Origin of the sequence: Bradyrhizobium sp. WSM2793 (assembly GCF_000379585.1) — a bacterium.
Taxonomy (GTDB): domain Bacteria; phylum Pseudomonadota; class Alphaproteobacteria; order Rhizobiales; family Xanthobacteraceae; genus Bradyrhizobium.
In genome coordinates this window covers 159,189-180,460 of the sequence record NZ_KB902769.1, presented here as the reverse complement: position 1 = coordinate 180,460, position 21,272 = coordinate 159,189, and the positions used below count along the sequence as shown (strand labels likewise).

Annotated in this window: 22 protein-coding genes and 1 tRNA gene; 9 read left to right on the top strand and 14 right to left on the bottom strand. The window is 65.6% G+C overall.

Annotated features, from left to right (window positions below; translation table 11 throughout):
• Positions 1-16 precede the first annotated feature (16 nt).
• On the bottom strand, positions 17-1,564 hold the full coding sequence (locus A3AS_RS0104005; protein WP_018316311.1) for a winged helix-turn-helix domain-containing tetratricopeptide repeat protein: 1,548 nt from the start codon (positions 1,562-1,564) through the stop codon (positions 17-19).
• A gap of 133 nt (positions 1,565-1,697) precedes the next feature.
• Between A3AS_RS0104005 and mddA the strand changes: the two genes are divergently transcribed.
• Positions 1,698-2,486, top strand: coding sequence for a methanethiol S-methyltransferase (mddA, locus tag A3AS_RS0104000; RefSeq protein ID WP_018316310.1), 789 nt, complete (start codon positions 1,698-1,700; stop codon positions 2,484-2,486).
• Between the two features lie 216 nt (positions 2,487-2,702).
• Positions 2,703-3,125, top strand: coding sequence for a GFA family protein (locus A3AS_RS0103995; protein ID WP_018316309.1), 423 nt, complete (start codon positions 2,703-2,705; stop codon positions 3,123-3,125).
• A 65-nt stretch (positions 3,126-3,190) separates the two neighbouring features.
• Here A3AS_RS0103995 and A3AS_RS0103990 read toward each other — a convergent pair whose 3' ends face one another.
• A complete protein-coding gene (locus A3AS_RS0103990; RefSeq protein WP_026201645.1) occupies positions 3,191-3,415 on the bottom strand; it encodes a hypothetical protein in 225 nt (74 codons plus the stop codon).
• 239 nt (positions 3,416-3,654) lie between these two features.
• On the opposite strand from A3AS_RS0103990, the gene A3AS_RS0103985 reads away from it, so the two are divergent.
• A complete protein-coding gene (locus tag A3AS_RS0103985) occupies positions 3,655-3,945 on the top strand; it encodes a hypothetical protein (RefSeq protein WP_018316308.1) in 291 nt (96 codons plus the stop codon).
• Between the two features lie 134 nt (positions 3,946-4,079).
• Here the strand turns inward: A3AS_RS0103985 and A3AS_RS0103980 are convergent, their stop codons facing one another.
• From A3AS_RS0103980 to A3AS_RS0103950, 6 genes are all read right to left on the bottom strand, one after another.
• Positions 4,080-6,026 (bottom strand): sensor histidine kinase, encoded by a 1,947-nt coding sequence (locus tag A3AS_RS0103980; RefSeq protein ID WP_018316307.1) that lies wholly within the window; start codon positions 6,024-6,026, stop codon positions 4,080-4,082.
• Positions 6,023-6,706, bottom strand: a complete 684-nt coding sequence (locus A3AS_RS0103975; protein ID WP_026201644.1) for a response regulator transcription factor — start codon at positions 6,704-6,706, stop codon at positions 6,023-6,025. The genes A3AS_RS0103980 and A3AS_RS0103975 overlap by 4 nt, the downstream gene beginning before the upstream one ends.
• Before the next feature lie 150 nt (positions 6,707-6,856).
• A complete protein-coding gene (locus A3AS_RS0103970; RefSeq protein WP_018316305.1) occupies positions 6,857-9,619 on the bottom strand; it encodes a DUF2235 domain-containing protein in 2,763 nt (920 codons plus the stop codon).
• A gap of 245 nt (positions 9,620-9,864) precedes the next feature.
• Positions 9,865-10,092, bottom strand: coding sequence for a hypothetical protein (locus A3AS_RS0103965; RefSeq protein ID WP_018316304.1), 228 nt, complete (start codon positions 10,090-10,092; stop codon positions 9,865-9,867).
• Positions 10,093-10,951: 859 nt separating this feature from the next.
• Positions 10,952-11,254 carry a hypothetical protein gene (locus A3AS_RS0103955; protein WP_018316303.1) on the bottom strand — a complete coding sequence of 101 codons (303 nt, stop codon included), beginning with the start codon at positions 11,252-11,254 and terminating at the stop codon, positions 10,952-10,954.
• A gap of 184 nt (positions 11,255-11,438) precedes the next feature.
• Positions 11,439-11,523, bottom strand: a tRNA-Leu gene (locus A3AS_RS0103950).
• A 157-nt stretch (positions 11,524-11,680) separates the two neighbouring features.
• On the opposite strand from A3AS_RS0103950, the gene A3AS_RS0103945 reads away from it, so the two are divergent.
• Positions 11,681-12,220 (top strand): disulfide bond formation protein B, encoded by a 540-nt coding sequence (locus tag A3AS_RS0103945; protein WP_018316302.1) that lies wholly within the window; start codon positions 11,681-11,683, stop codon positions 12,218-12,220.
• A gap of 149 nt (positions 12,221-12,369) precedes the next feature.
• Here the strand turns inward: A3AS_RS0103945 and A3AS_RS0103940 are convergent, their stop codons facing one another.
• Positions 12,370-13,455: an AbrB family transcriptional regulator gene (locus A3AS_RS0103940; RefSeq protein ID WP_018316301.1), complete on the bottom strand. Its 1,086-nt coding sequence runs from the start codon at positions 13,453-13,455 to the stop codon at positions 12,370-12,372.
• A gap of 100 nt (positions 13,456-13,555) precedes the next feature.
• A complete protein-coding gene (locus tag A3AS_RS0103935; protein WP_018316300.1) occupies positions 13,556-13,837 on the bottom strand; it encodes a PsiF family protein in 282 nt (93 codons plus the stop codon).
• A gap of 205 nt (positions 13,838-14,042) precedes the next feature.
• Here A3AS_RS0103935 and A3AS_RS0103930 point away from each other — a divergent pair, with 205 nt between their 5' ends.
• On the top strand, positions 14,043-14,534 hold the full coding sequence (locus A3AS_RS0103930) for a hypothetical protein (protein WP_018316299.1): 492 nt from the start codon (positions 14,043-14,045) through the stop codon (positions 14,532-14,534).
• Positions 14,535-14,579: 45 nt separating this feature from the next.
• Here A3AS_RS0103930 and A3AS_RS0103925 read toward each other — a convergent pair whose 3' ends face one another.
• Complete coding sequence (locus A3AS_RS0103925; protein WP_018316298.1) at positions 14,580-15,128, bottom strand: TetR/AcrR family transcriptional regulator; 549 nt, start codon at positions 15,126-15,128, stop codon at positions 14,580-14,582.
• Between the two features lie 104 nt (positions 15,129-15,232).
• Between A3AS_RS0103925 and A3AS_RS0103920 the strand changes: the two genes are divergently transcribed.
• From A3AS_RS0103920 to A3AS_RS0103910, 3 genes are all read left to right on the top strand, one after another.
• Entirely contained in the window at positions 15,233-15,661 is a 429-nt protein-coding gene (locus tag A3AS_RS0103920; RefSeq protein WP_026201642.1) for a thioesterase family protein, read from the top strand.
• 3 nt (positions 15,662-15,664) lie between these two features.
• Positions 15,665-16,141, top strand: coding sequence for a PaaI family thioesterase (locus A3AS_RS0103915; RefSeq protein WP_018316296.1), 477 nt, complete (start codon positions 15,665-15,667; stop codon positions 16,139-16,141).
• A 114-nt stretch (positions 16,142-16,255) separates the two neighbouring features.
• Positions 16,256-16,912, top strand: coding sequence for a DsbA family protein (locus tag A3AS_RS0103910; protein WP_018316295.1), 657 nt, complete (start codon positions 16,256-16,258; stop codon positions 16,910-16,912).
• Positions 16,913-16,987: 75 nt separating this feature from the next.
• On the opposite strand, the gene A3AS_RS0103905 is transcribed toward A3AS_RS0103910, so the two are convergent.
• The 3 genes from A3AS_RS0103905 to A3AS_RS0103895 form a co-directional block, all read right to left on the bottom strand.
• The gene (locus A3AS_RS0103905; RefSeq protein ID WP_018316294.1) at positions 16,988-17,194 is read right to left on the bottom strand and encodes a hypothetical protein; all 207 of its coding nucleotides are present in this window, start codon (positions 17,192-17,194) and stop codon (positions 16,988-16,990) included.
• Between the two features lie 83 nt (positions 17,195-17,277).
• A complete protein-coding gene (locus tag A3AS_RS0103900; RefSeq protein WP_018316293.1) occupies positions 17,278-18,348 on the bottom strand; it encodes a phospholipase in 1,071 nt (356 codons plus the stop codon).
• Between the two features lie 22 nt (positions 18,349-18,370).
• Positions 18,371-19,342: a S1C family serine protease gene (locus A3AS_RS0103895; RefSeq protein WP_018316292.1), complete on the bottom strand. Its 972-nt coding sequence runs from the start codon at positions 19,340-19,342 to the stop codon at positions 18,371-18,373.
• A 287-nt stretch (positions 19,343-19,629) separates the two neighbouring features.
• Here A3AS_RS0103895 and A3AS_RS0103890 point away from each other — a divergent pair, with 287 nt between their 5' ends.
• Positions 19,630-21,048, top strand: a complete 1,419-nt coding sequence (locus A3AS_RS0103890; RefSeq protein ID WP_026201641.1) for a M20 family metallopeptidase — start codon at positions 19,630-19,632, stop codon at positions 21,046-21,048.
• Positions 21,049-21,272 lie beyond the last annotated feature (224 nt).

Here is a 21,272-nt window from a genome sequence, read left to right as displayed (position 1 = left end):
GGGTAAGAGCAGCCGCCTAGCGCAGTCCCGCGCGCCGAAATCCTTCCAGATAGTGCTCGCGATCCCCGTCATTGGCCCACGGCAGTTGCGTCGCGATCCAGTGCAGCGAGATGTCGGGCTGGGTGCGGCGGAGCTCGCCCAGCGCCGTCTCCGCAAGCGTTCCGTCGCCGGTCATGCCGGCGGAGACCGCGAGCACGCGGTAGGCGCCGGTGAGATCGCCGCGATGGCGGATCGCCTCGCGCGCCTGTGCGATGGCCTCGTCATAACGGCGTTCGGTGAAGCGCGCATAGCCCGCGATGCCGTGATAGATCGCCAGCGACGGATCGCGCGGTGACAGCCGGATCGCCCGTTGCGCGGCCTCGAACGAATCCTTGGGACGTCCGGCATAGGACAGCGCCAGCGCGTAATAGCCCTGCGCCAGCGAGAAGTTCGGATTGAGCGCGAGCGCCTGCTCGAACTCGGACAGCGCGTCCCCGAGCCTGCGTGTCGAGAAGCAGACGCTGCCGAGCGCGACATGCGCCCAGGCATCCTCATGGTCGCAGCGCACCGCGGCCAGCGCGGCGGCCTCCGCCACCGGCGCCACGGTGGCGAGCTCGGCCCAGCCGAGGTGCACGCCCAACATGTAATTCGCCGCCAGCACCGACAGCGCCTGACCGTAATTCGGATCGATCCCGATCGCGCGTTCGAGCAGCGTCCGTGCGGTCTCGTGATCGTGCCGGGTCACGCGCCAATAATGCGACAGCGCCCGCATCAGCAGATCCCATGCGTCCAGGCTCGCAGGTCCCTTGCGTTGGGCGCGAAAGCTCTCGGCCGCGTGAATCTGCGGTTCGATCGCCGCGGCGATCGCGTTGGTGATCTCGTCCTGGACGGCGAAGACGTCGACCAGCTCGCGGTCGTAGCGCTCGGCCCACAGATGGCTGCCTGACGTGGCATCGTTCAGCTGCGCGGTGATGCGCAGCCGATTGCCCGCCTTGCGCACGCTGCCTTCGACGACGTAGCGGACGCCGAGCTCCTCCGCGATCTGCCTGAGGTGGACTGCGCGCCCCTTGTAGGTGAAGGACGAGTTGCGGGCGATCACCATGAACCAGCGCTGCTTCGACAGCGCCGTGAGGATGTCCTCGCTGATCCCGTCGCCAAAATAGTCCTGCGCGGGATCGCCGCTCATGTTCTCGAAGGCGAGCACCGCGATCGCCGGGCGGTCCCCCACGCGCGAGGGGGCGGGCCTGGCTTCGGCCGGCACGATTGACGCTGCCACATCTTCCCGGACCTCGCCGACGAAACGAAAGCCCTTGCGCGGAATGGTCTTGATCAGCCGCTGCGTCGCGCCGTCGTCGCCGAGGGCCTTGCGCGCGGCGTTGATCCGGCTGTTCAGCGCCGAATCCGAGATGATCCGGTCGCTCCAGATCTGGCTGATCAGGTCATCCTTACTGACCACACGCGCGCGTTGCGCGACGAGATAGAGCAAGAGATCGAACACCTGCGGCTGCAACGGCACGGCTGCCCCGCCGCAGGTTAGTTCCCGCAGGTCGCCGTCGAGCACGTTGTTTTCAAAGCGAAATCGCACGTTTCTGTCGTCTCAAGCAAAAATCAAAGTCGTCTCAGGCGAAAATCAACCGGTCGCGAAAGTCTGGGGACGTCCGATCCGGCATGGTGCGAAGACCAAACAGTGTCGATGCCTCGGCACAACGGAGCGTTCTATGACCCAACTTGATCACCAGGTTCATTCCATCAGCCCGGAGGTTGCGGGCTCACGCATTTTCAAGTTCATCGCCTTTCTGTACGGAATTGCGGCATATCTCGTGTTTTTCGTCACCATTCTCTACGCCATCGGCTTCGTCATGGGGCTGGTGGTGCCCAAGACCATCGATACCGGAACCGACACGCCGACGGCCGAAGCCGTCATCGTCAATCTCCTCCTGATGTCGCTGTTCGCCCTTCAGCACAGCGTGATGGCACGCAAGCAGTTCAAGGCGTGGTGGACGCAGTTCGTCCCCAAGCCCGTCGAGCGCTCGACCTATGTGCTGTTCGCTAGCCTGTCATTGCTGCTCCTGTTCTGGCAGTGGCGCCCGCTGCCTGCGATCGTATGGAATGTCGAGAACCCGGATCTCGCCGTGACGTTGGTCACGCTGTCCTTCGCTGGGTGGATCCTGGTGTTCACCAGCACCTACCTGATCAATCATTTCGAACTGTTCGGATTGCATCAGGTGACCAACCATCTGGTCGGCAAGGAGATGACGCCGCCGCGGTTCAGGACGCCGCTGCTCTACAATTTCGTCCGCCATCCGATCTATCTCGGTTTCATCATTGCGTTCTGGGCGGCGCCGACCATGACCGCGGGGCATCTGCTGTTTGCGGTCGTCACCACGCTCTACATCTTCGTCGGCATCGCGCTGGAGGAGCACGACCTCGTCGCTCTCTTCGGCGACGAGTACCGGCAGTACAAACAACGGGTGTCGATGCTTATTCCCTGGCGTCGGTCACTCTAGCCTCGGTGCGGCACCGCGCGCGTCCGCCGAACGGAGGACGCTTGGCCGCGCCGGCTGAGGTATGCGAGCATCTCACATACCCGTCCCCTCAACGTCCCCCGGGGTGATGTCCCCCTTCACCCCGACACCTCTCCCCGCATTCCCATCGGTCCCGACATATTGTGGACGAGGAGCGGGGAGAGGATTTCTTCCTCTTCATCAAACGGAGACGACCAAATGAAACATGTCGGAAATTGCTTCTGTGGCGCGGTCACGATCGAGGTCACGGGCGCACCGGAGGCGATGGGCTATTGCCATTGCCGCTCCTGCCGCTCCTGGTCGGGCGGTCCGGTCAACGCCTTCAGCCTGTGGAAGCCCGAGGCCGTGCGCGTCACCGAAGGCGCCCAGAATGTCGAGACGTTTGCCAAGACGCCGCTCAGCCAGCGCCAATATTGCAAGAAGTGCGGCGGCCATCTCATGACCAACCATCCGCCGCTCGGGCTGGTCGATGTCTTCACCGCCACCATCCCGACGCTCGCCTTCGCGCCCGGCGTTCACGTCAACTATGCCGAGACCGTGCTGCCGATGCGCGACGGCCTGCCCAAGCTGAAGGATTTTCCGGCCGAGTTCGGCGGCAGCGGCGAGATGATGCAGGAGTAGCGGCGTCGGGTGTCGAGAGGGCGGCAGCACGCCGCTCCTCTCTTCTTCGCGAGAACGTTGGCAGATCAGCCGCCGCGCGATTCGACGACCTTGCGGCAGCTGTCCGAGAGTTTCGACTTGTTCTCGCGCAGGCAGGCATTCATCTGCGGGGGCTTGCCGATATGTTCGGCGCAGAATTTGCTGGCATCGCCGCGGCAGGCCATTTGCTCCTGGACCGATGGACCGGATTGCGCAGCAGCGGGCACGGCGGAAGCGGCGAGCAGCAGCGCGGCAACAGCTGAAATCTTCATAAAGCACCTCTTTGGAATCGACGTTGGTCCCGACCGGGATCAATCGGGCCGGACCATCTCGCGAAGGCCGTGCATGGGTCCATGCCATGTTCATGGCGTCGGCCCGGTGTCCCGGCCGCAGCAACCCCCCATCTTCATGGCATGTATCCGCGCGCCGTCTTTTGTCATTCAGGCTGCACCTCGGCTGCGAAACCCGGTGATTGCATCGGGACGCCGAACGGGAAGCAGGAGAGCAAAGGATGTCGAAGAGAGCTGGAGCGCTGAGTGCGGGGCTGACGGTCATGGCGCTGGCCGGCGCGGCGATGGTGTCGCTGGGCACGAGCCCGGCGCAGGCGGTGGTCTATTGCAAGACGGTCGGCGTGCCCAAGGGCTGCGTGGTGCGGCCGACGGCGGCCGTGGTGGTCGCGCCGGGAGCGCCGGTCGCAAGGGCCGCGGTCGCAACACCCGGCGTCGGCGCCCCCGGTGTCGGCGTGCGCGCGGGAACGCCGATGAATCGCGGCGGCCCGGTCAATCGCGTCGGCGTGCGCTGATATTTCCATTCGATTGAATTGATGCATCGCCTCGGGCCCAGGGCGCCCTGCGGACGAACCCCCGTCCTCCGCCGGCAAATCACCCGGCCCGTTCCCTCTCTCCGCGCGTCCCACACGTTCGGAGAGGGGGCTTTTCAGCCCGCAGCCGCGTCGCTGTCGGGAAAGCGCTGTGGCAATTGCAGCCGCACCCGCGTCCCGGAAGCGTCGGAACTCAGGTCGAGCACCGCGCCGCAGCGCGCGGCGCGGCTTCTCATGTTGCGCAAGCCGCGCGCGGTCTGGCCGGTGCGCCCGGCTTCGCCATTGCCGGCCAGTGCAAAGCCATGGCCGTCGTCGGTCACACTGATCAGGCCGTACGGCCCCTCGCTCGCATCGAGCGTCTCGATGGTGACCGCGATGCGGTGTGCCTGTGCGTGCTTGACCGCATTGGTCACGGCCTCGTCGAGGATGCGCACGATCTGGATGACGTGCCATGGCCTGAGTTCAGGGTGCAGTGGCAGGCCCTGCGGGGTCGCCACGCGCCAGTCGAGCGTGATGTCGTGCGGCCGCAATTGCGCGCTCGCGCGCTCCCGCCAGGAGCCGAGCGCCAGCATCAGGTCGCCGCCGATGTCGTCCATGGAATCGATGACGAGACGCAGATCCTTCAGCGCGGCACGGGCAGCGTCGGTGATGGTCGCGCCCTCATGGCCGCGCTCGGAGAGCGCGACGATGCTGACGAGCTGGCCGCCGAGGCCGTCGTGCAGGTCACGCATCAGCCGCGTGCGCTCATTGGCGAGCGCGGCGGCGCGCGCGCGCTCCTCTTCGCGGACGAAGCTCGCCTTCAGCCGCTCCTCGGCCTCGCGCACGCGCGTCACCAGCTGGCCGGCGAAGCTGTCGACCTGGTTCAAGGCGCGAGCGAAGCGCCAGGTCAACCCGGCCCCGATCGCGACCAGCATCGCCGAATAGGACAAGCGCGAGACGAAGATGCGTTCGTTGGCGACGATCTCGAACACCGTGAGCATGTCCTGGACCCAGCAGACCAGCACGATGGTGACGGCGCAGCCGATCGTGAAGCTTGCCGCGTCCTGCCGCCGGACGACCGCGGTCGCGGTCGCGCAGGCCATCAGAAACAGGCAAATCCCGACGGTGGGGATGCCGAGCACCAGAAAGAGGATGCGCGGCAGCGGCGGGCCCCCGATCAGCCCGACCACGAACACGACGAGGCCCGGCACGAACAGCAGCATGCCGTAGCGCGGCCAGCGCCAGCCGAAGAACAGCACGCCGAACATGACGACCAACGCGCTCTCGATCGGCGCGGACGCCAGCAGCACCGCGGCAAGCCGCGACGTGGCGGCCGGAGGAACCGGCGGCGGTACGTACGCCTGCACCACGCCGAGCACCATCGCAGCCGCCAGCACGCCGTAGACCGGCTCGCGGCGCCGCATCAGCCACATGATCGCGAGGATGACGGCGAGGATCGACTGCCAGGCCGAAAACACCACGGGGAGGGTGACGAACAGCAGCGTGCGCGTCTCATAGGCTGGCCGCAAGGCGGCATCCGGCCCGACATAGACAGTGTCGAGAAAACCCTTCAACGGCCCCCACACGAACAGGCGCACCGTGATCTCGTTGGCGCCCTCGCGCAGCAGTGAGGCGGGTATCGCTGCGATCTGCGGCGTGTTGCGGTCGGGCCGGTTGGCATTGGCGTCGCGCCGGGAATCGAGCACGACGACGCCGTCGACGGCGACCTCCACCGCGTTGCTGAAGCGCGGCAGATAGACCGACCATCCCGATGCCGCTTCGCCGCGCCGGAACGTGAAGCTGCCGGTGTAGAGCGGCGGGTCGTCCAGGGAATAGCGCGACGCCGTGAAATGCGGGAGGTTCACGGGCAGCGTCACGCCGTCCTGCCGCAGCGAAAACCCGCTCAACGCAAAATCGTCGGGATCGCTCGGCTGCAGCAGCCGCAGCCCGAGAATGGTGGCGATCACGATCAGGGCCTGCAGCAGCAGATAGGGCACGAGGCGCGAGGCGATCAGCCGGCGCCGCGGCCGCGTAGGAGCCTTCGTAGCTGCCTTGATAGGTGCTTTGGCCGCGATCTCGCTCACAACTTGATCAGGCCCTGCTGCACCGCCTCGAAGACCGCTTCGCTGCGCGTGTGCACCTCGAGCTTGCGATAGATGTTCTTGATATGGCCGGGCACGGTCTGCTTGGACAGGCCGAGATGGCTGGCGATCTCGGCATAGCTGAAGCCTTTTGCGATGCCCCAGAGAATGTCGATCTCGCGCGGTGTCAGCCTCGCCGTGTTGAGCGCCGGGCCGGGCGGCGGCTCCGCCGAATTTGGCGCGGCACCTTGGGTTCTGCGCACGATGAAGCGCGCGATGGAGGCCGAGATCGGCGAATGGCCGGCGACCAGATCGCGCACCGTGGTGGCGATGTCGGTGGGAAAGGCGTCCTTGAGCAGATAGCCGGTGGCTCCGACCGTGATCGCCGAGATCACGCTTTCCTCGTCCCCGAGTGCCGAGATCACCATGATCTCGGTGTCGGGGAAGCGCTGCCTCATCTCGCGGATCAGCTCGATGCCGTGGCCGTCGGGCAGGCGCAGATCGGTCAGCAGCACGCGGGGCGCGCCGCCGGCAAGCGCGGAACGGGCTTCGCCGAGCGTGCCGGCGCTGCGCACCTCGTAGCCGGCCTTGACCAGCGCATCCTGCAGCCGCCAGCAGGTCGGCGCGTCGTCCTCGACGAGGAGGATGGTGATGGCTTCACCCGTCTCGCCCTGTTCGGTCATGATCATGGTCCCGCGACCCGCGTGTCCCCCGCGGCGCAAGGGCAAGTTTAACCGCCGGATGCAGGCAGCGACACCCATAATCATGGGGGCGGGAATGCCCCGTGTCCAAGTCGCGGCGCGGAGAGCTCCGAGGCGGGGGCCCGCTGGGTCTCAGTTGCTCGCCAGCGGTAATGACGGCTTGTCCGGCGGCATCGGTGGGGCCGGCAGGCGCTGGACCTTGATCTTCGCAGTGCCGCTATTGTTTCGGTAGAACAGATCGTGCGGTCCCTGGATCGCATCGAGCCAGGACGGGACCCACGACTCCGGAAGCAGCCGCGGGAATATCTGGACGGCGTCATTGACGTAGAAGAACAGCTCGCCGGACTCGGGCGCCACGAATTCGGCGACGACGCGGCCGGTCAACAGCTGCTTGGTCCAGACCTGGCCTGCCTCGGCGAGCGTGGCCGGCGGAATCGGTTCGAATTTGCCGAGTCCGTCGAGCCTGCCCTTGAATTCGGCCGTGTCGTCGAGCCGCACGGGGTACCTGTTGCGGCTCCTGCTGATGTCGTCCTCCGCGGGCAGGGTGGGCTTCATGCGGCGGGGAAATTCGTCGGCCGGCATCACATTGACTGCCTTGAGCGGCAGGTCGTTGATGCCTTTGCTGCCGACGCGCACCACGGGCTGGAACCAGTCCGCGGCGAACAGACGACGCTCCGGCAGCGCCACGTAGTGGTGCGGCTCGTAGGTCGCAAATCCGTTCACGCCGCTCATGATGGTACGGTCGAACCATGGCTCTTTGATCTCGAGAAAGACACGGTATTTGCGGCCCTTCTCGACGGCGAGCCCGCTCCACCAGCAAAAGTCCCTGATGTCGAACAACGCGCGCGCGTCGAGCGGCTCGTCCGTCACCGGCGCGCCGGTCTGGAACGCGGCAGAGCCCTTGGCCGCAGGCGGCGAGCAGACCGAGCCGAAGGCGAGACGTGCGGTGAACAGGCTGCTCGACACGATTAGCGCGGCCGAGCCGAAGATCGCGATCAGGAAGACCGCAGGCACCAGTCCCCTGGTGATGACGTGCTGCGCCGGGCTGGCGTTCAGGCGCATCCAGTGTCCGAGCCGCATCAACGGCCCCGGCTTGTCGATGTGCTCCATGCTCGCCCTGCGGCGCGACGTGTTCCAGGCAAGACGTGCCCGCTCCTCGATGTCGTCACGCAACGTTCCGTTCTTGTGCCAGATCCACCAGGTGACGATCACCACGATCGAGGTCAGGAAGGGATAGTAGGTCGCGATGTTGAGCCAGGGGGCAGCATAGGACGGCAGCACGTCTCGCAGCAGATTGGTCAGCGGCGCCACCATCGCGCCCATCACCCAGTCGATATTGGTGATGAAAGACAGTGTGCCGGTGCCCTCCAGGGCGCGGTCTTCGGACCACTGCACCAGCGCGCGCGCGATCCACGGCCAGGCGGCGATCACGCCGGCCATGAACAAAAGCGAGAAATAGGCGACGCGCCGCCACCACACGGTGTCGCGCGTGAGGCTCGACATGGTGGCGTCGGGCGTGCTCATCGTGGTGAAGGCCCTGGCCTCCTCGGTACGACGCGGTCCCGTCGCCTTTTGCAGATAGGCGGCCTTCATGACCTCGCGCGCATGCTGCTCGTCGAGATTCTTGGTCTCTCCCTCAGAACGCAGCGGCAACCTCGTTCCGTCCGGCAGCAGCACCAGGCAGTTCGCCGGAAGCATGATAGGCGCGTAATCATCGCAGCCGAGCAGCATGCGCTCGATGACGGCGAAGTGCACCACCGGCAGCCCGCCATTCACGTCGCCGCCGAGGATCGGACGCGGCCCGTAGCGGTACAGCACCGCTGCGCCGCTGCGTGAATCATGCCGCGGCCCGAGCGCCGATTGATATTCCCTGAAATGCTCGATCTCGCCGTCCTGGAAGCGCAACCGGTCGCCGAGCTGCTCGACCATCCAGACTAGCGGCACGAAGGACAGCGTGGATTCCGGATAGCCGCCGCCGATATCGGAATGGACGCCCGTGAACCACACTTCCTTGACGATCTGCCCTTCCGCCAGATGGCTCTGGTCGATCCGCAGCGGATGGAAGGTGGTGCGTTCGTCGTCGAGCGCGAGCGCGTGACAGGCGTGCCTGACCTTGTGCGACAGCCGGTGATTGCGGAACGAGATCGGCCAGATCGTCCAGTCGATGGCGAGACGGAGCTCCTCGACCGGCACGCCGAAGGCCTCGACGGTGTCGAACAGGCCGAGGAATGCGATCTCGACCTCGCTGCGCCCGTTCATTTTGCTCCGCACCTCGGCATAGCTACGGTGCCCGCAAAGCCAGTGATAGACGAACAGCAGGAAGTCGCGGATCCAGCGCGTGACCCAGATCGTCGGCAAGCTCTTGGTCCAGGGCACGGTCTCGCGCCGATACTCGCGCCAGGCGGCTTTGACGTTGCGCCCCATCTCCGCGTGCGACACCGGCGTGTCGTCGATCTCCGCCGGCATCAGGCCCTGGCTCGCGATCAGCGCCGCCAGCGTGCGCGCGGTGAAGGCGCCGCGGCTGAAGCCGAAGATGTAGATCTCGTCGCCGGGTCGCCAATTCCAGCACAGGAAACGATAGAGCTTGCGGACGTTGCCGGGGACGCCGATGCCGGTGGCGCCGTCGAGCGCGGCAAGCGGTGCCCAGCCGGCGGTGCCGACACCCTTGATGTAATGCGCGATCTGGTCCGGCTGGGTATGGTCCAGGGCCTCATACAGACGCCAGACGCTGGATTCCTGCTTGGTGAACGCATTGCCGGTGCCGTCGGCGAACAGCACCAGCTTGCGTCTTGGCAGGGCCGCGCCCGCGCCCCCGCCGGCATTCCCATCCCTGTCGCTGGGCGCGCGTTCCGGCCTCGGAGAATCGGCGTTCCCCCCGACATCATGATGCGTCATGGGCCCCTCCGGCAAATTCGACAAGGAAAGCGTCAGGCCAAACCGGGCATCATTTCCCGGAATCAATCAGTGGTTGAAATCTCTGACTCATGAAAATACAGGTGCATTCTGCGCACAGTCGCGTTGAGGTAGCAAGCGGGATCGTGCGGCGTCGCCGTGTCGGGTCGTCGCTGGCTGGCAGCGGCGATGCATCGAGCGGTCATTGTCTCCGTGGCGACAGACTTGTGCTGGATGGGCTGACGCCGTTACGAGAGATCCACCCGCGGCGGCGGGTACCGCCGCGCCAGCATCGACAGCGACAGATCGCGCTCGTCCGCCGGCAGCTCCAGATAAGCCAGCACCAGCGGCCGCTTCCAATCGCCGACGCCGAAATCCATCGCCATCCATTTCTGCGGCTCGGGGCCTTCGAGGCCCCGGACCCAGACGAAATAGCGGGGGAGGTCGTCGGCGTCCGTCCTGCGTGTCCTGGCCATCAAACTGTCCGCTGCATCACATCGGTTGCCACAGGATATAGGGATCGGCGCGGCGAAGTGGAACGGCCTCAAGACGCGCAATCTCTCCTCCTCGTCATTGCGAGGAGCTCTTGCGACGAAGCAATCCAGACCGTTTCCGCGGATGCATTCCGGGAGTGCTTCGCTGCGCTCGCAATGACGATGCGGATACACGGGGGAGAAACGAAGCTATTGAGCTGCAGGAGATGATTCTCGGCCGGAACAATGCCTGTCTGGACACTCGCCGCTTGGTCATACAAGATTCTGCTTGACCGAAATTCGGAAATAGCGTATGTATCGCTCATCCCGGCCCAAGGATAAGGGGCGTTTCGCGATCGTCACGATGCGCGGGCCGGGTGGCGGTGGACGTGGAGTGCATCGGCGCGCCAGCAATCGCAGGGCGGGTTTCTCCTGTGAGCGGTTGAGCAGCGCGCACACGACCGGTGCGGTCCGCGTACGGCAAAAGCGTGTCGTCCTGACGCCCGGGGTCTGTGCGTCAAGGCTTGTGGTGGTGAAGCGGCCCGACCGGGCACGCGCGCCAGTCATCCGCAAGGCGACGGGGGCAATAGTGCATCGCTCCCCGGGGAGAGCGCGCCATAAGCCGTAAAACCATTGCGCAGGGAAAGGCCGGGATGTCCTGGGCTGCCCTGTATGCCGCTGTGCATTTGTCTTCGCAATTTGCGCGCAGCGGACCGCGGGTGCCAGCCGGCGCCCGGCCTTCCCTGCGCCCTTTCCAAGGAATGGGCGTCAAGAAACTCAAGACTCGGGCGTCATGCGTCGCGAGGCCGAAGAGGCGTGTCCTGTTACCTAGAAATTGAAGTGGGCACGCTGGTCCTGACGATCACCGCCACAACTCGCAGGTCGCCACGCGGTTGATGTCGGCGAGCCGGCGAGCGGCATTTCCGTGCAGATCGAGGCTTTCGACCAGCGTCAGCAGGCGCCGATAGGCGTCCTCGGCAATGTCGACCGGCAGCGGGGCCTCGTCAAAGGCCTCGACATAGCTGCCGACGACATCGCTGAGCAGGCGGCACAGGCCGCGCTGGGCGGGATCATGCTGGCCGAGCGTCTCGAGCTTCTGCTGAAAGGTCTGGAAGGTCCGCAAACCGTGGTGTTGCTGCGAAAGCCACGCGTGCAGGTCGTTCATATGAGCTCCTTCGAGTTACGGAAGAAGCTACCGGTTTATACAGTGGAGATGAGGGGATGGCTAGGGTGGGGGGAGCGAGTGGAGCTTTGCTGAGGCAGTCCGTCTTCGCCGAGAGGCTACGCCGGACACGCTTCGCCGTTCGGCTTCGCGTGGCCGCGCCACGCGTAGCCCGAAGGGCGAAGCGTGGTGCCCCTGGCCGGAATCGAACCAGCACTCCTTGCGGAACTCGATTTTGAGTCGAGCGCGTCTACCAGTTCCGCCACAGGGGCCCTCGGTCGGCCCTTGCAGGGAGCGTCGCGAAGCCGGCGGACTATAGCCATGGACAAAGCGGGGTCAACCCGCGCCAAAGTGATGTCAGCCGTTCTCGACAGCCGCATGGAGCGGGTCTAGAGGCTTAGGAGCGCGACCTACCGGAAAGAGGCTGCCGTGACGACCCAGAGTGCCGCCATACCTGCGTTCAAGCCGGCTGCGAGCGGCGCTGCGCTGACGGCCTCGCTGCTCGTCACGCTGATTGCAGCCGCGACCATCGCGGGCGCCTGGTTCTTCCAGCTCGTGCTGGAGATCCTGCCCTGTCCGCTCTGCCTGGAGCAGCGCTACGCCTATTATCTCGCGATTCCGCTCGGTGCGCTCACGGCGCTGGCGGCGCGGAGCGGCGCGCCGCGGCCGCTGCTGCTGGCGGGGCTGGCGATCCTCGCGCTGGCAACGCTCGCCAATGCCGGTCTCGGCACCTACCATTCCGGCGTTGAATGGGGGTTCTGGAAGGGGCCGACCGATTGCAGCGGTCCCGTCGTCCATCTTGGCAATGCCGGCGATCTGTTCTCAAAGCTCGACACCGTGAAGGTGGTGCGTTGCGACGAGGTGCAGTGGCGCTTCCTCGGCCTCTCGCTCGCCGGCTACAACGTCCTGATCTCGCTGCTCATGGCCGCGATTGCCGCGTGGGGATTTGCGAAGACGGCGAGAGGCTAGGCAAGCCGTCGTAGGGTGGGCAAAGGCGCGCCCTTCGCGCGCCGTGCCCACCATCTCGTAGTGATAAGGTCGAAAGAGAACGTGGGCACGGCGCTATGCGCCTTTGCCCACCCTACGAGAGCGGAGTTCGCGAGGCGCACCGCGCGCCGTCAATCATCCACATCGTCCTGCGTGCGTCCGAACAGATGCACGATGCCCGGTGTTGCGATCGTCACGAACACGAAACGCGACAAATGGTGGGCCCCGACGAAGATCGGGTCGATGTGCAGCGTCAGCGCCAGCGCCAGCATGGCATCCATCGCGCCCGGCGCGAAGGCGACGACGGCGTCGGAGAATCTGACCTGGGTGGTCAGCGCCACGATGCCGACGAAGATGGCGGAGACGGCGATTGCGACCGTGAACGAGCCCAGCGCCGCGTTGAGGTGGCCGGCCAGTGTCTTGATCCGCATCCGCGCGAAACGGCTGCCGATCAGCGCGCCGATGCCGACCAGTGCCACGCCGCGCACCCAGTCCGGCAAGCCGCCCTCGACCCAGCCGGCGCCATGCAGCACGCTGGAGGCGATCATGGCGCCGAACATCCAGCTCGCCGGAAACCTGATCAGGCGCAGGACCAGCGCCATGGCCAGCGAGGCCGCGACCAGCTCGACGAGATCGAGCGGCGAGGCGATCGTCGTCGCCAGCGACGGCGCGGCCGAGGGGGCGACGCCTGCAAACGCGAGCACCATCGGCAGGGCCGCGGTGAGGATGATGACGCGCATGGTCTGCACCACCGCGATGCCCGGCAGGTCGGCGCCGCGCTCGACCGCCAGGATCGTGATCTGCGACAACGCGCCGGGGCTGCCGGCCAGGAAGGCCGAGGTGCGGTCCCAGCCATGGATGCGCTGGAGGTAATAGCTCGAGCCGAAGGTCGAGCAGAAGGTCGCGAGCGCAAGCAGCCCGATGGTGAGGGGGTATGCGCCGACCTGCTGAAGCAGATGGCGCGAGACCACCGAGCCCAGCGAAATGCCGAGCAGCACCAGCACGGTCTGGGTCAGGAGTGGCGGCAGCGCGAGCTGGCGCCCGGCGATCGCGGCGATCCCGACCGCGATCATCGAGCCGGAGATCAGCCCGCCGGGAAGGCCGGCGAGGAGAAACACAAGGCCGCCGGCGGTGCCGATGACGAGCGTCTCCGCCGTGCTCAAGATCTTGGCACGGCTCGGCCATTCAAACGACAGGGAGGCGGCGATTTGCTTCACGCCACCTTATCGCAAATCAGGGAGAGGCGCACAATTCCAGGCTCGTCATGCCGCAATGCGCGCGCCTCTCGCTGGAAGCTCGCGGAAGATCGTGTCGGAGCTACTTCTTGTCGGCAGCCGGCGCGGCGGCGCCCGCCTTGGCGGTCTTGATGCATTCGGAGCGGAATTTCTTGCGCTCCTTGCCGTGCAGGCCCTTGGCGTCGGCCTGCTTGGAGCATTCGAGCGACTCGGCCGAGCGCTCCTTCGGGGCTTTCTTGTCGGCCGTGGCGGCGTCGGTCTTCGTATCGGTCTTGGCCGCCGGCGCGGCGGTCTGCGCGAAGGCGGTGCCGCCGGCGAGCAGGGAGGCGAGGGCGACGGCGGCGAGGCGAGAGGCGAGGGTCATGGTGTTGCACTCATCTTGCGAGAATTGCGAAGGGCTGCGAACGTCGGCTCGCATTGCTGAACGCGACATGAATAATCTGAACGGCGCCGTTACTATATTTTGGCAGCCGGGAGCCATCGCTTCCTTGTCGCAAATGGCCGGCACGCTAGGATAGTAAGACTTGTTTCACTTCCCCTCGGGGGAAGACCAAGGAGGAGACCTAAGGATGACCATTCAATCAAAAATGCTGTGCGCGATTGCGTTGTCGGGATTTGCTGCGCTCCCGGTATCGGCGCCGGCGCAGGCGCTGACGTCGCAGGAGTGCAGCGCCAAATACCAGGCGGCCAAGAAGGACGGCTCGCTCGGCACCATGAAGTGGAATGACTTCCGCAAGGCCCAGTGCGGCGCGGATGCAACGCCGGCTGCTGCAGCACCGGCTGCTCCTGCACCGACCGCGGCTGCGCCCGCCGAGCCGAAGCAGGCCAAGAAGGAGGCGGCCCCCGCCGCCGCGCCGACCCTGCCGGCGGGACCTGCGATCTATCCGAACGCGATCGATCCGAAATATGCCAAGGAGACCCCGGGCAAGGGGCGCCTGCACACCTGCGTCGACCAGTACAACGCCAACAAGACCACCAACGGCAACGGCGGCATGAAGTGGATCCAGAAGGGCGGCGGCTACTACAGCGAATGCAACAAGAAGCTGAAGGGCGCCGCCTGAGCTTCGAATCGATACGAAGGCCGGAGCACCGCTCCGGCCTTTTGCCTAATCCAGCAATTTCTCGGCCGACTTCGCCACCAGTTGCGATCGCTTGCGCGGGCCGCGCTCGACGAACAACAGGCTCTGGCCGAAGATGAAGCAGTAGAACAGGAAGGCCTGCGCCTCGGCCTCCTCGGGTGCAAGCCCGGTCGCGCGATAGAGCTCGGCCACGTGCTTGAGCCGCGCTGCGTCCACGCTCGCCACGGCGGCCGCGGCGCGCTCGTCGGAGCGGGCCCATTGCCGGATCGCGAGCTCGATCGCCATGGCTTCCGGATTGAGCCGCTCGGAGTAGAGCTGGATCACCGCCTTCAGCCGTTCGCGGGGCTGTTGGCCATCGAGGCGCGTCTGCTGCGCGATCGACGCGGCCCGGCCCTCGCGCCAGCGCTGCAGCATGGCGTCGAGCAGCGCGGCGCGGTCGGCGAAGCGGCGGTAGAAGCCGCCCTTGGTGACGCCGAGATTCTTGGCAAGCACCTCGACCCTGACACCCTCGACCCCCGAGCGGGCAAGCTCGGCAAAGCCCGCCTCGACCCAGACATCGCCCTTGCCATCGCTCATGAAGCAAATCTCTCCGATTCTTGATACGGTGCCGTATTGCTAACGCGTCTCGTGCCTGATACGCTACCGTATCAATCAATAAACAACGATGGCGGAAAATGGCGATGGAGCAGGAAGCGACCTATCGCGGCACGGTCTATCCGTGGCAATGCGACCATGTCGGCCACATGAACATCATGTGGTATGTCGGCAAATTCGACGAAGCCAACTGGAACCTGTTCGCCCGCCTCGGCCTCACGCCGAGCTATTTGCGCTCCTCCGGCCGCGGCATGGCCGCCGTGCAGCAGAACATCGCCTACAGGCGCGAGCTGCTCGCCGGCGACATCGTCGAGATCCGTAGCCATCTGCTCGAGGTGCGCGACAAGTCGATCCGCTTCCGGCACGACATGACGAATGCCGAGACCGGCGAGATCGCGGCGATTTGCGAGATCACCGGCGTGCACATGGATCGAACCCAGCGCAAATCGGCGCCGTTCACGGATGCCGTCCGCGAGATCGCTCTTCGGCATCTCGCCGAGCCGGCCGAGGCCTGAGCCATGGCTGCGTTCGAGCCGAAGAACCCGGGCTATCGGGCGGCGGCCATCGCCATGTTCGACGGCCAGCCGGCGATGCACACGCTCGGCATCGTGATCGTCCGCCTTGCACCGGGCGAGGCCGAGCTGGCGATGCTGCATTCCGCGGCCTTCACTCAGCAGAACGGGTTTGTCCATGCCGGCATCATCACCGCCGGGCTGGACAATGCCTGCGGCGTTGCCGCCTTCACCCTGATGCCGCGCGAGGCTGATATCCTTACCGTCGAGTTCAAGACCACGCTGCTGGCTCCGGCTAAAGGTGAGCGCTTCGTCTTCAAGGCCGAGGTCGTCAAGCCCGGCCGCACGCTGACGTTCTGCGAGGCCACGGCGTTTGCCGAGCACGAGGGCAAGACCACGCTGATCGCAACGATGACCGGCACGTTGATGGCGATGCTGCCGCGCATTGCAGCGCCGCCCGCGGCGAGTGCGTCCGGCGCATAGCCTGATGGTCACGCTGCTGGTGCGATGACATCGCCGTCGCGACACTCTATATGACGAGTAACAATTCCCGGTCCCGACCGTATTCAGGGAGATGGGACCGAAACGGGACGAGATATGGCTGGATTTGGGACTAAGGGCCTTGCGCCGACGCGGCGCGCGGCGTTGACGTTGATCGGGGCGGGCGCCCTCGCACTGACGGGCGCCTCGGCGCGCGCGGCGACCGACGACAACGAGGTGCTGACCGAAGCCAAGGTGCTGCGCGATCCCGACACGCCCGTCGCCGGCAATCCCAACGGCAACGTCACCATCGTCGAATGGTCCGACTACAATTGCCCCTATTGCCGCAAGCTCGAGCCCGAGCTGCGCCAGGTCGTCCAGGACGACGGCAAGGTGCGGCTGGTGATGAAGGATTGGCCGATCCTCGGGCCGGTCTCCGTCACCGCGGCGCGGACCGCTCTCGCGGCAAAATTCCAGGACAAATACCATCAGGCCCATGATGCCTTGATGGGCGTCAGCTCGCGCCTGACCGAGCCGCGCATCAACGAGCTGCTTGCCGCCGCTGGCCTCGACATGGATCGCCTGAAGCGCGATCTCGCCGGCCATGGCAGCGATATCGACGCCCTGCTCAAGCGCAACAACGAGCAGGCCGAAGCCTTCGGTTTCAGCGGCACCCCGTCTTTCATCGTCGGCAAGTACCGCGTCCCCGGCGTGCTCAGCATGACCGAGTTCGAGCAGGTCATCGCCGATGCGCGCAAGGCCAAGATGAACTGAGGCGCATCGGTCGGTAGCCAACGCAAAGGCGCCGCCGCGGAGCTCGCGACGGCGCCTCGTTCATGATGGGCGTTGTTACTTCGACGAGATCCGGACCCAGTCCTTGTGCGCGCGGTCGCGCAGCGCATCCCAATCCGCCTTCGCGACATCCCAGTTCACGATGGTGCGATTGGTGGTCGCGACCTCGCCATTGGCGACGGACGAGGTCTGCATGGAGTCATAAACATACACGCCGCCGGCAAGCAGCAGCGCGCCAAGGATCATTCCGAAAAAAGTCTGCATTTGCGAACCTCCGGTGGGCCAGCAATAACGTCGGCCCGGAGCGATGGTTCCGCGGCAGTGCGGCGCGGATAAGGACGGGTTGTTCATCCCGCGTTCAGCCACTGCACCAGCTCCGCGTTGATCTCGCGCGGATAGGTGTGGCTGAGGTCGTCGATCTCGCGATAGGTGACATCAGCCCCGGCCGCTGCGAGCGCTGCCTGGGTCTGGCGCGCGGTCTGCACCGGAAACATCCAGTCGAGCTTGCCGTGGGTGATGAAGATGGGCAGCCCCTGCAGGCGCGCGGCGTCGGCCATCTCCGCCATCAGCGGATGGAAGGTTGCCGAGACCGGCGCCAGATGGGTGAAAGGCGAGGCGCCGTCGAGGCCGCTGACGTAACTGAAGGTGCCGCCGTCGCTCATGCCGGTCAGCAGCATGCGCGAGGCGTCGATGCTCCAGCGGCTGCGCACGGTTTCGAGGATACGCATGAGGTTAGGCGTATCGGCATCATCGCCCATCAGCGCCCAGGTCGGACCGGTCGCGGTTGGCGCCACCAGAATCGTGCCAAGGCTGCGGGCGTCGCGCAACCAGCTCCACAGGAAACCGCGTCCGTTGCCGCTGCCGCCATGCAGCGCCATCACCAGCGGCATGGCGCGCTCGGGCGAATGGTCCTCAGGCACATAGACCGAGAAGCCGCCGCGGCTGCCGGGTTCGTTGTGATCGTGGAAGATGCCGGTATTTTCGCTCGCGCCGACGTCGAGCCGCGACAACAGATCCGCATTTTCGCGTTTGGCGGTGTTGAGGAAGAAGCTGCTTACGGGAGGAAATTGCATCGCCAAGGGATAAAGCGCCTCCTGCGCGCGCGGCACGTGGCGCAGCGCGCGGAAGACAGCGACGAGATCGCCATTGCCGCGCTCGACCTCGCGGATCCCGGCAAAGGCGGCGAGCGTCTCGCCGCAGGCGCGATCGAACCGCTCGCGGAGGCCCGCGAACTGCTCCGGCCACTCTCCAATAGCCGCGTGTGCCGTTTGCAGCGCCTCATCCGGTGCGCCGATCGCGTTCATCACGGTAGCGAACGCCGGCGGATGCAGATGGCGTTGGAAGAAGCCGAGCGCTTCCAGCGCATTGAGCAGCGGCGGCAGCACGGCCACGATGTCGTCGATCACGGCCTCGCTCATCGCGGCTTCCTTCAGCGTGGGATCAATGCAGCTTCGGTGCCTTCAAGAGCTTGAAGCGATCGGTGGAGGTCACCGTGACGTCGAAGGTGACGCCTTGGTGGTACACGGTCAGCGGCACGTCGACGCCGGCGGTGCCGAGCGCCCACATCTTCTTGTAGAAGGCGGTCTGGCTCGTGACCTTGTCCCCGTTCACGGCGAGGATGATGTCGTCGGTCTTGAGCTCGGCGCGCGCGGCAGGGCCGTTGGGGGAGATCCCGATTACGACCAAGCGGTTGTCGATCTCGGTCGAGTAGAGCCCGAGCCAGGGTCGCGCCGGCTTGTTGACGCGACCGAACTTGCGCAGATCGTCCAGGACCGGCTTCAAGAGGTCGATCGGCACGACCATGTTGACATGCTCGGCCTTGCCGTCGCGCTCGCGCTCCAGCTGAAGCGAGCCGATGCCGATCAGCTCGCCGCGCTCGTTGAGCAGCGCCGTGCCGCCCCAGTTCGGATGCGCGGGATAGGTGAAGACGGCTTCGTCCAGCAGATATTCCCAATAGCCGGCGAACTCCTGCTTGGCCACGATCTGGCTGGCGACCGAGCGCGTGCGGCCGCCGGCGCCGCCGACCACGACGCGGTCGCCGATCCCGGCTTCCGCCGAACTGCCGAGCGGCAACGGTTCGACGTCGAGCTCACCGAGGGCTTGCACCAGGCCGAAGCCGGTTTCGGAATCGAAACCGAGCGCATGGCCTTCGACCACCCGCCCATCGCCGAGGTGCAGCCACACCGATTCCGCCTCGGTGATGAGATAGCCGATGGTGAGCACCAGTCCGTGATCGATCACGACGCCGTTGCCGGCGCGTTCGGTGCCCAGCGTCTCGGCGCTGAAGGCGTCCGGCGGGACGATGGCGTGCAGGCCAACGACGGATGCGAGCGCGCGGTCGAGATCGAAACCGTAGTCGCCCGCACGCGGCTGATTGGCCGGCGGCACTCTCCATTCGGTCAAAGCGGGCATGGAGTTCTCCTGGCTGAGTGCATCGCTCCGTGATTGCTGTAGAGCGTCGCGCGAAGCCCGCATAATTTAGGCCGGGGCAGGCCGTCTTGAAAGCCTCGTTCCCAATTATTCGTGAGAGCGCCGCGTGAAATCTTTGAAAGGCACGGAAACACCTTGTGCACGAGCGGTAGGCACCCCTCAATCCGGCATGCGCCGCATGGCTGGTGTCCGGCGAGGTGCTAGGCGCCGTACCATGAAGCTGCTAACCATTGCCGCTTCGTTTGACCAAGGGATCACGGACCGAAGCAATGGACAACCGCAGCGACATCTGGCGTGGCGTCGACACGATCAAGGGGCGTTTCATCGACCTCAGCGACAAGGTCTGGGGCATGCCCGAGGTGTGCTACACCGAGGCGCGATCCGCCGCCGAGCATCTCGCCGAGCTGCGTCATCAGGGTTTCCGCATCACCGGGAACGTCGCCGGCATTCCGACCGCAGTGATGGGCGAGTGGGGCGAGGGCGGTCCGGTCATCGCATTCATGGGCGAATATGACGCCCTTCCCGGTCTCAGCCAGGAAGCGGGTGTCGCCGAGCATCGTCCGATCGAAGCCGGCGGACACGGCCATGGCTGTGGTCACAATCTGCTCGGTTCCGCCGCGCTGCTCGCCGCGACCGCGATGAAGGACTGGCTTGCCGAAAACAAGGTGCCAGGTCGCGTGCGCTATTATGGCTGCCCGGCTGAAGAAGGCGGCGCAGCAAAGGCCTTCATGGTGCGCTCGGGGGCGTTCGAGGACGCCGACATCGCCATCACCTGGCATCCGCACAGCTTCTGGGAGGTCGCGGTGACGCCGTCGCTCGCCAACACGCGCGCGGATTTCATCTTCACCGGTCGCACCTCGCATGCCGCGGCCTCGCCGCATCTCGGCCGCTCCGCGCTCGATGCGGTGGAGTTGATGAATGTCGGCGTGAACTACATGCGCGAGCACATGCCGAGCGATGCGCGGGTGCATTACGCGCTGCTCGACACCGGCGGCATTGCGCCGAACGTGGTGCAGGCCCATGCGCGGGTGCGCTATTCGATCCGCGCCCGTGACCTTCCCGGCATGAACGAGCTGGTCGGACGTGTGAGCAAGATCGCCGAGGGCGCGGCGCTGATGACCGAGACCAAGGTCGAGATGAAGATCATCTCCGCGGTCTCCAACATCCTGCCGAACACGCCGCTGGAGCAGGCGCTGCACCGGGTCATGGAAGAGCTCGGACCGCCGCATTTCGACGATGCCGACAAGGGCTTTGCCAGCCAGATTCGCGCGACCTTGAGCGACAAGGATATCGCGTCGGTCTATTACGCGATCGGCATGGAGCAGACCGATCGGCCGCTGGCCGACTTCCTGGTGCCGCTCGATGCCAAGCGCAACCCGCTGGTCGGCTCGACCGACGTCGGCGACGTCAGCTGGGTGGTGCCGACCGTGCAGGTTCACGCCCCCACGGTTGCAATCGGCACGCCGTTCCACACCTGGCAGGTGGTGGCGCAGGGCAAGAGCCCGCATGCCCACAAGGCCATGGTGCAGGCCGCCAAGGCGATGGCCGGTCTCGGCATCAAGGCGCTGACAGATCCGGAACTGATCAAGGCGGCCAAGGCCGACTTGAAGAAGCGAACGGCCAAGACGCCGTATGTCTGTCCGCTGCCGGATCACGTCGAGCCGCCGCTCGACATGTCCGTCGCGTAGAATTTCGCCTCCACACTTCGTCTGATCCTGCGAACAAATTTTCCGCAGTGCAGCGTGCAATCCAGCATGTTTTGATGCTGGATTGCCGAACGGATGGGCTGCAGAACACAGTTTTGCCCAACAGACAGCCAGAAGACCGTTTGCATACACACGGTCCCAGTTGACGCGCCCCCCATTCGGTGTGCCATCTACTGCCAGCTAATTGGGCGGCCGCCTCTGACGGC

Bases quoted from the DNA above. Each gene is read 5' to 3' on its own strand.
- mddA (WP_018316310.1), top strand. From the start codon at position 1,698: ATGACCCAACTTGATCACCAGGTTCATTCCATCAGCCCGGAGGTTGCG.
- A3AS_RS0103995 (WP_018316309.1), top strand. From the start codon at position 2,703: ATGAAACATGTCGGAAATTGCTTCTGTGGCGCGGTCACGATCGAGGTC.
- A3AS_RS0103990 (WP_026201645.1), bottom strand. From the start codon at position 3,415: ATGAAGATTTCAGCTGTTGCCGCGCTGCTGCTCGCCGCTTCCGCCGTG.
- A3AS_RS0103985 (WP_018316308.1), top strand. From the start codon at position 3,655: ATGTCGAAGAGAGCTGGAGCGCTGAGTGCGGGGCTGACGGTCATGGCG.
- A3AS_RS0103975 (WP_026201644.1), bottom strand. From the start codon at position 6,706: ATGACCGAACAGGGCGAGACGGGTGAAGCCATCACCATCCTCCTCGTC.
- A3AS_RS0103970 (WP_018316305.1), bottom strand. From the start codon at position 9,619: ATGACGCATCATGATGTCGGGGGGAACGCCGATTCTCCGAGGCCGGAA.
- A3AS_RS0103965 (WP_018316304.1), bottom strand. From the start codon at position 10,092: ATGGCCAGGACACGCAGGACGGACGCCGACGACCTCCCCCGCTATTTC.
- A3AS_RS0103955 (WP_018316303.1), bottom strand. From the start codon at position 11,254: ATGAACGACCTGCACGCGTGGCTTTCGCAGCAACACCACGGTTTGCGG.
- A3AS_RS0103935 (WP_018316300.1), bottom strand. From the start codon at position 13,837: ATGACCCTCGCCTCTCGCCTCGCCGCCGTCGCCCTCGCCTCCCTGCTC.
- A3AS_RS0103930 (WP_018316299.1), top strand. From the start codon at position 14,043: ATGACCATTCAATCAAAAATGCTGTGCGCGATTGCGTTGTCGGGATTT.
- A3AS_RS0103925 (WP_018316298.1), bottom strand. From the start codon at position 15,128: ATGAGCGATGGCAAGGGCGATGTCTGGGTCGAGGCGGGCTTTGCCGAG.
- A3AS_RS0103920 (WP_026201642.1), top strand. From the start codon at position 15,233: ATGGAGCAGGAAGCGACCTATCGCGGCACGGTCTATCCGTGGCAATGC.
- A3AS_RS0103915 (WP_018316296.1), top strand. From the start codon at position 15,665: ATGGCTGCGTTCGAGCCGAAGAACCCGGGCTATCGGGCGGCGGCCATC.
- A3AS_RS0103910 (WP_018316295.1), top strand. From the start codon at position 16,256: ATGGCTGGATTTGGGACTAAGGGCCTTGCGCCGACGCGGCGCGCGGCG.
- A3AS_RS0103905 (WP_018316294.1), bottom strand. From the start codon at position 17,194: ATGCAGACTTTTTTCGGAATGATCCTTGGCGCGCTGCTGCTTGCCGGC.
- A3AS_RS0103900 (WP_018316293.1), bottom strand. From the start codon at position 18,348: ATGAGCGAGGCCGTGATCGACGACATCGTGGCCGTGCTGCCGCCGCTG.
- A3AS_RS0103895 (WP_018316292.1), bottom strand. From the start codon at position 19,342: ATGCCCGCTTTGACCGAATGGAGAGTGCCGCCGGCCAATCAGCCGCGT.
- A3AS_RS0103890 (WP_026201641.1), top strand. From the start codon at position 19,630: ATGGACAACCGCAGCGACATCTGGCGTGGCGTCGACACGATCAAGGGG.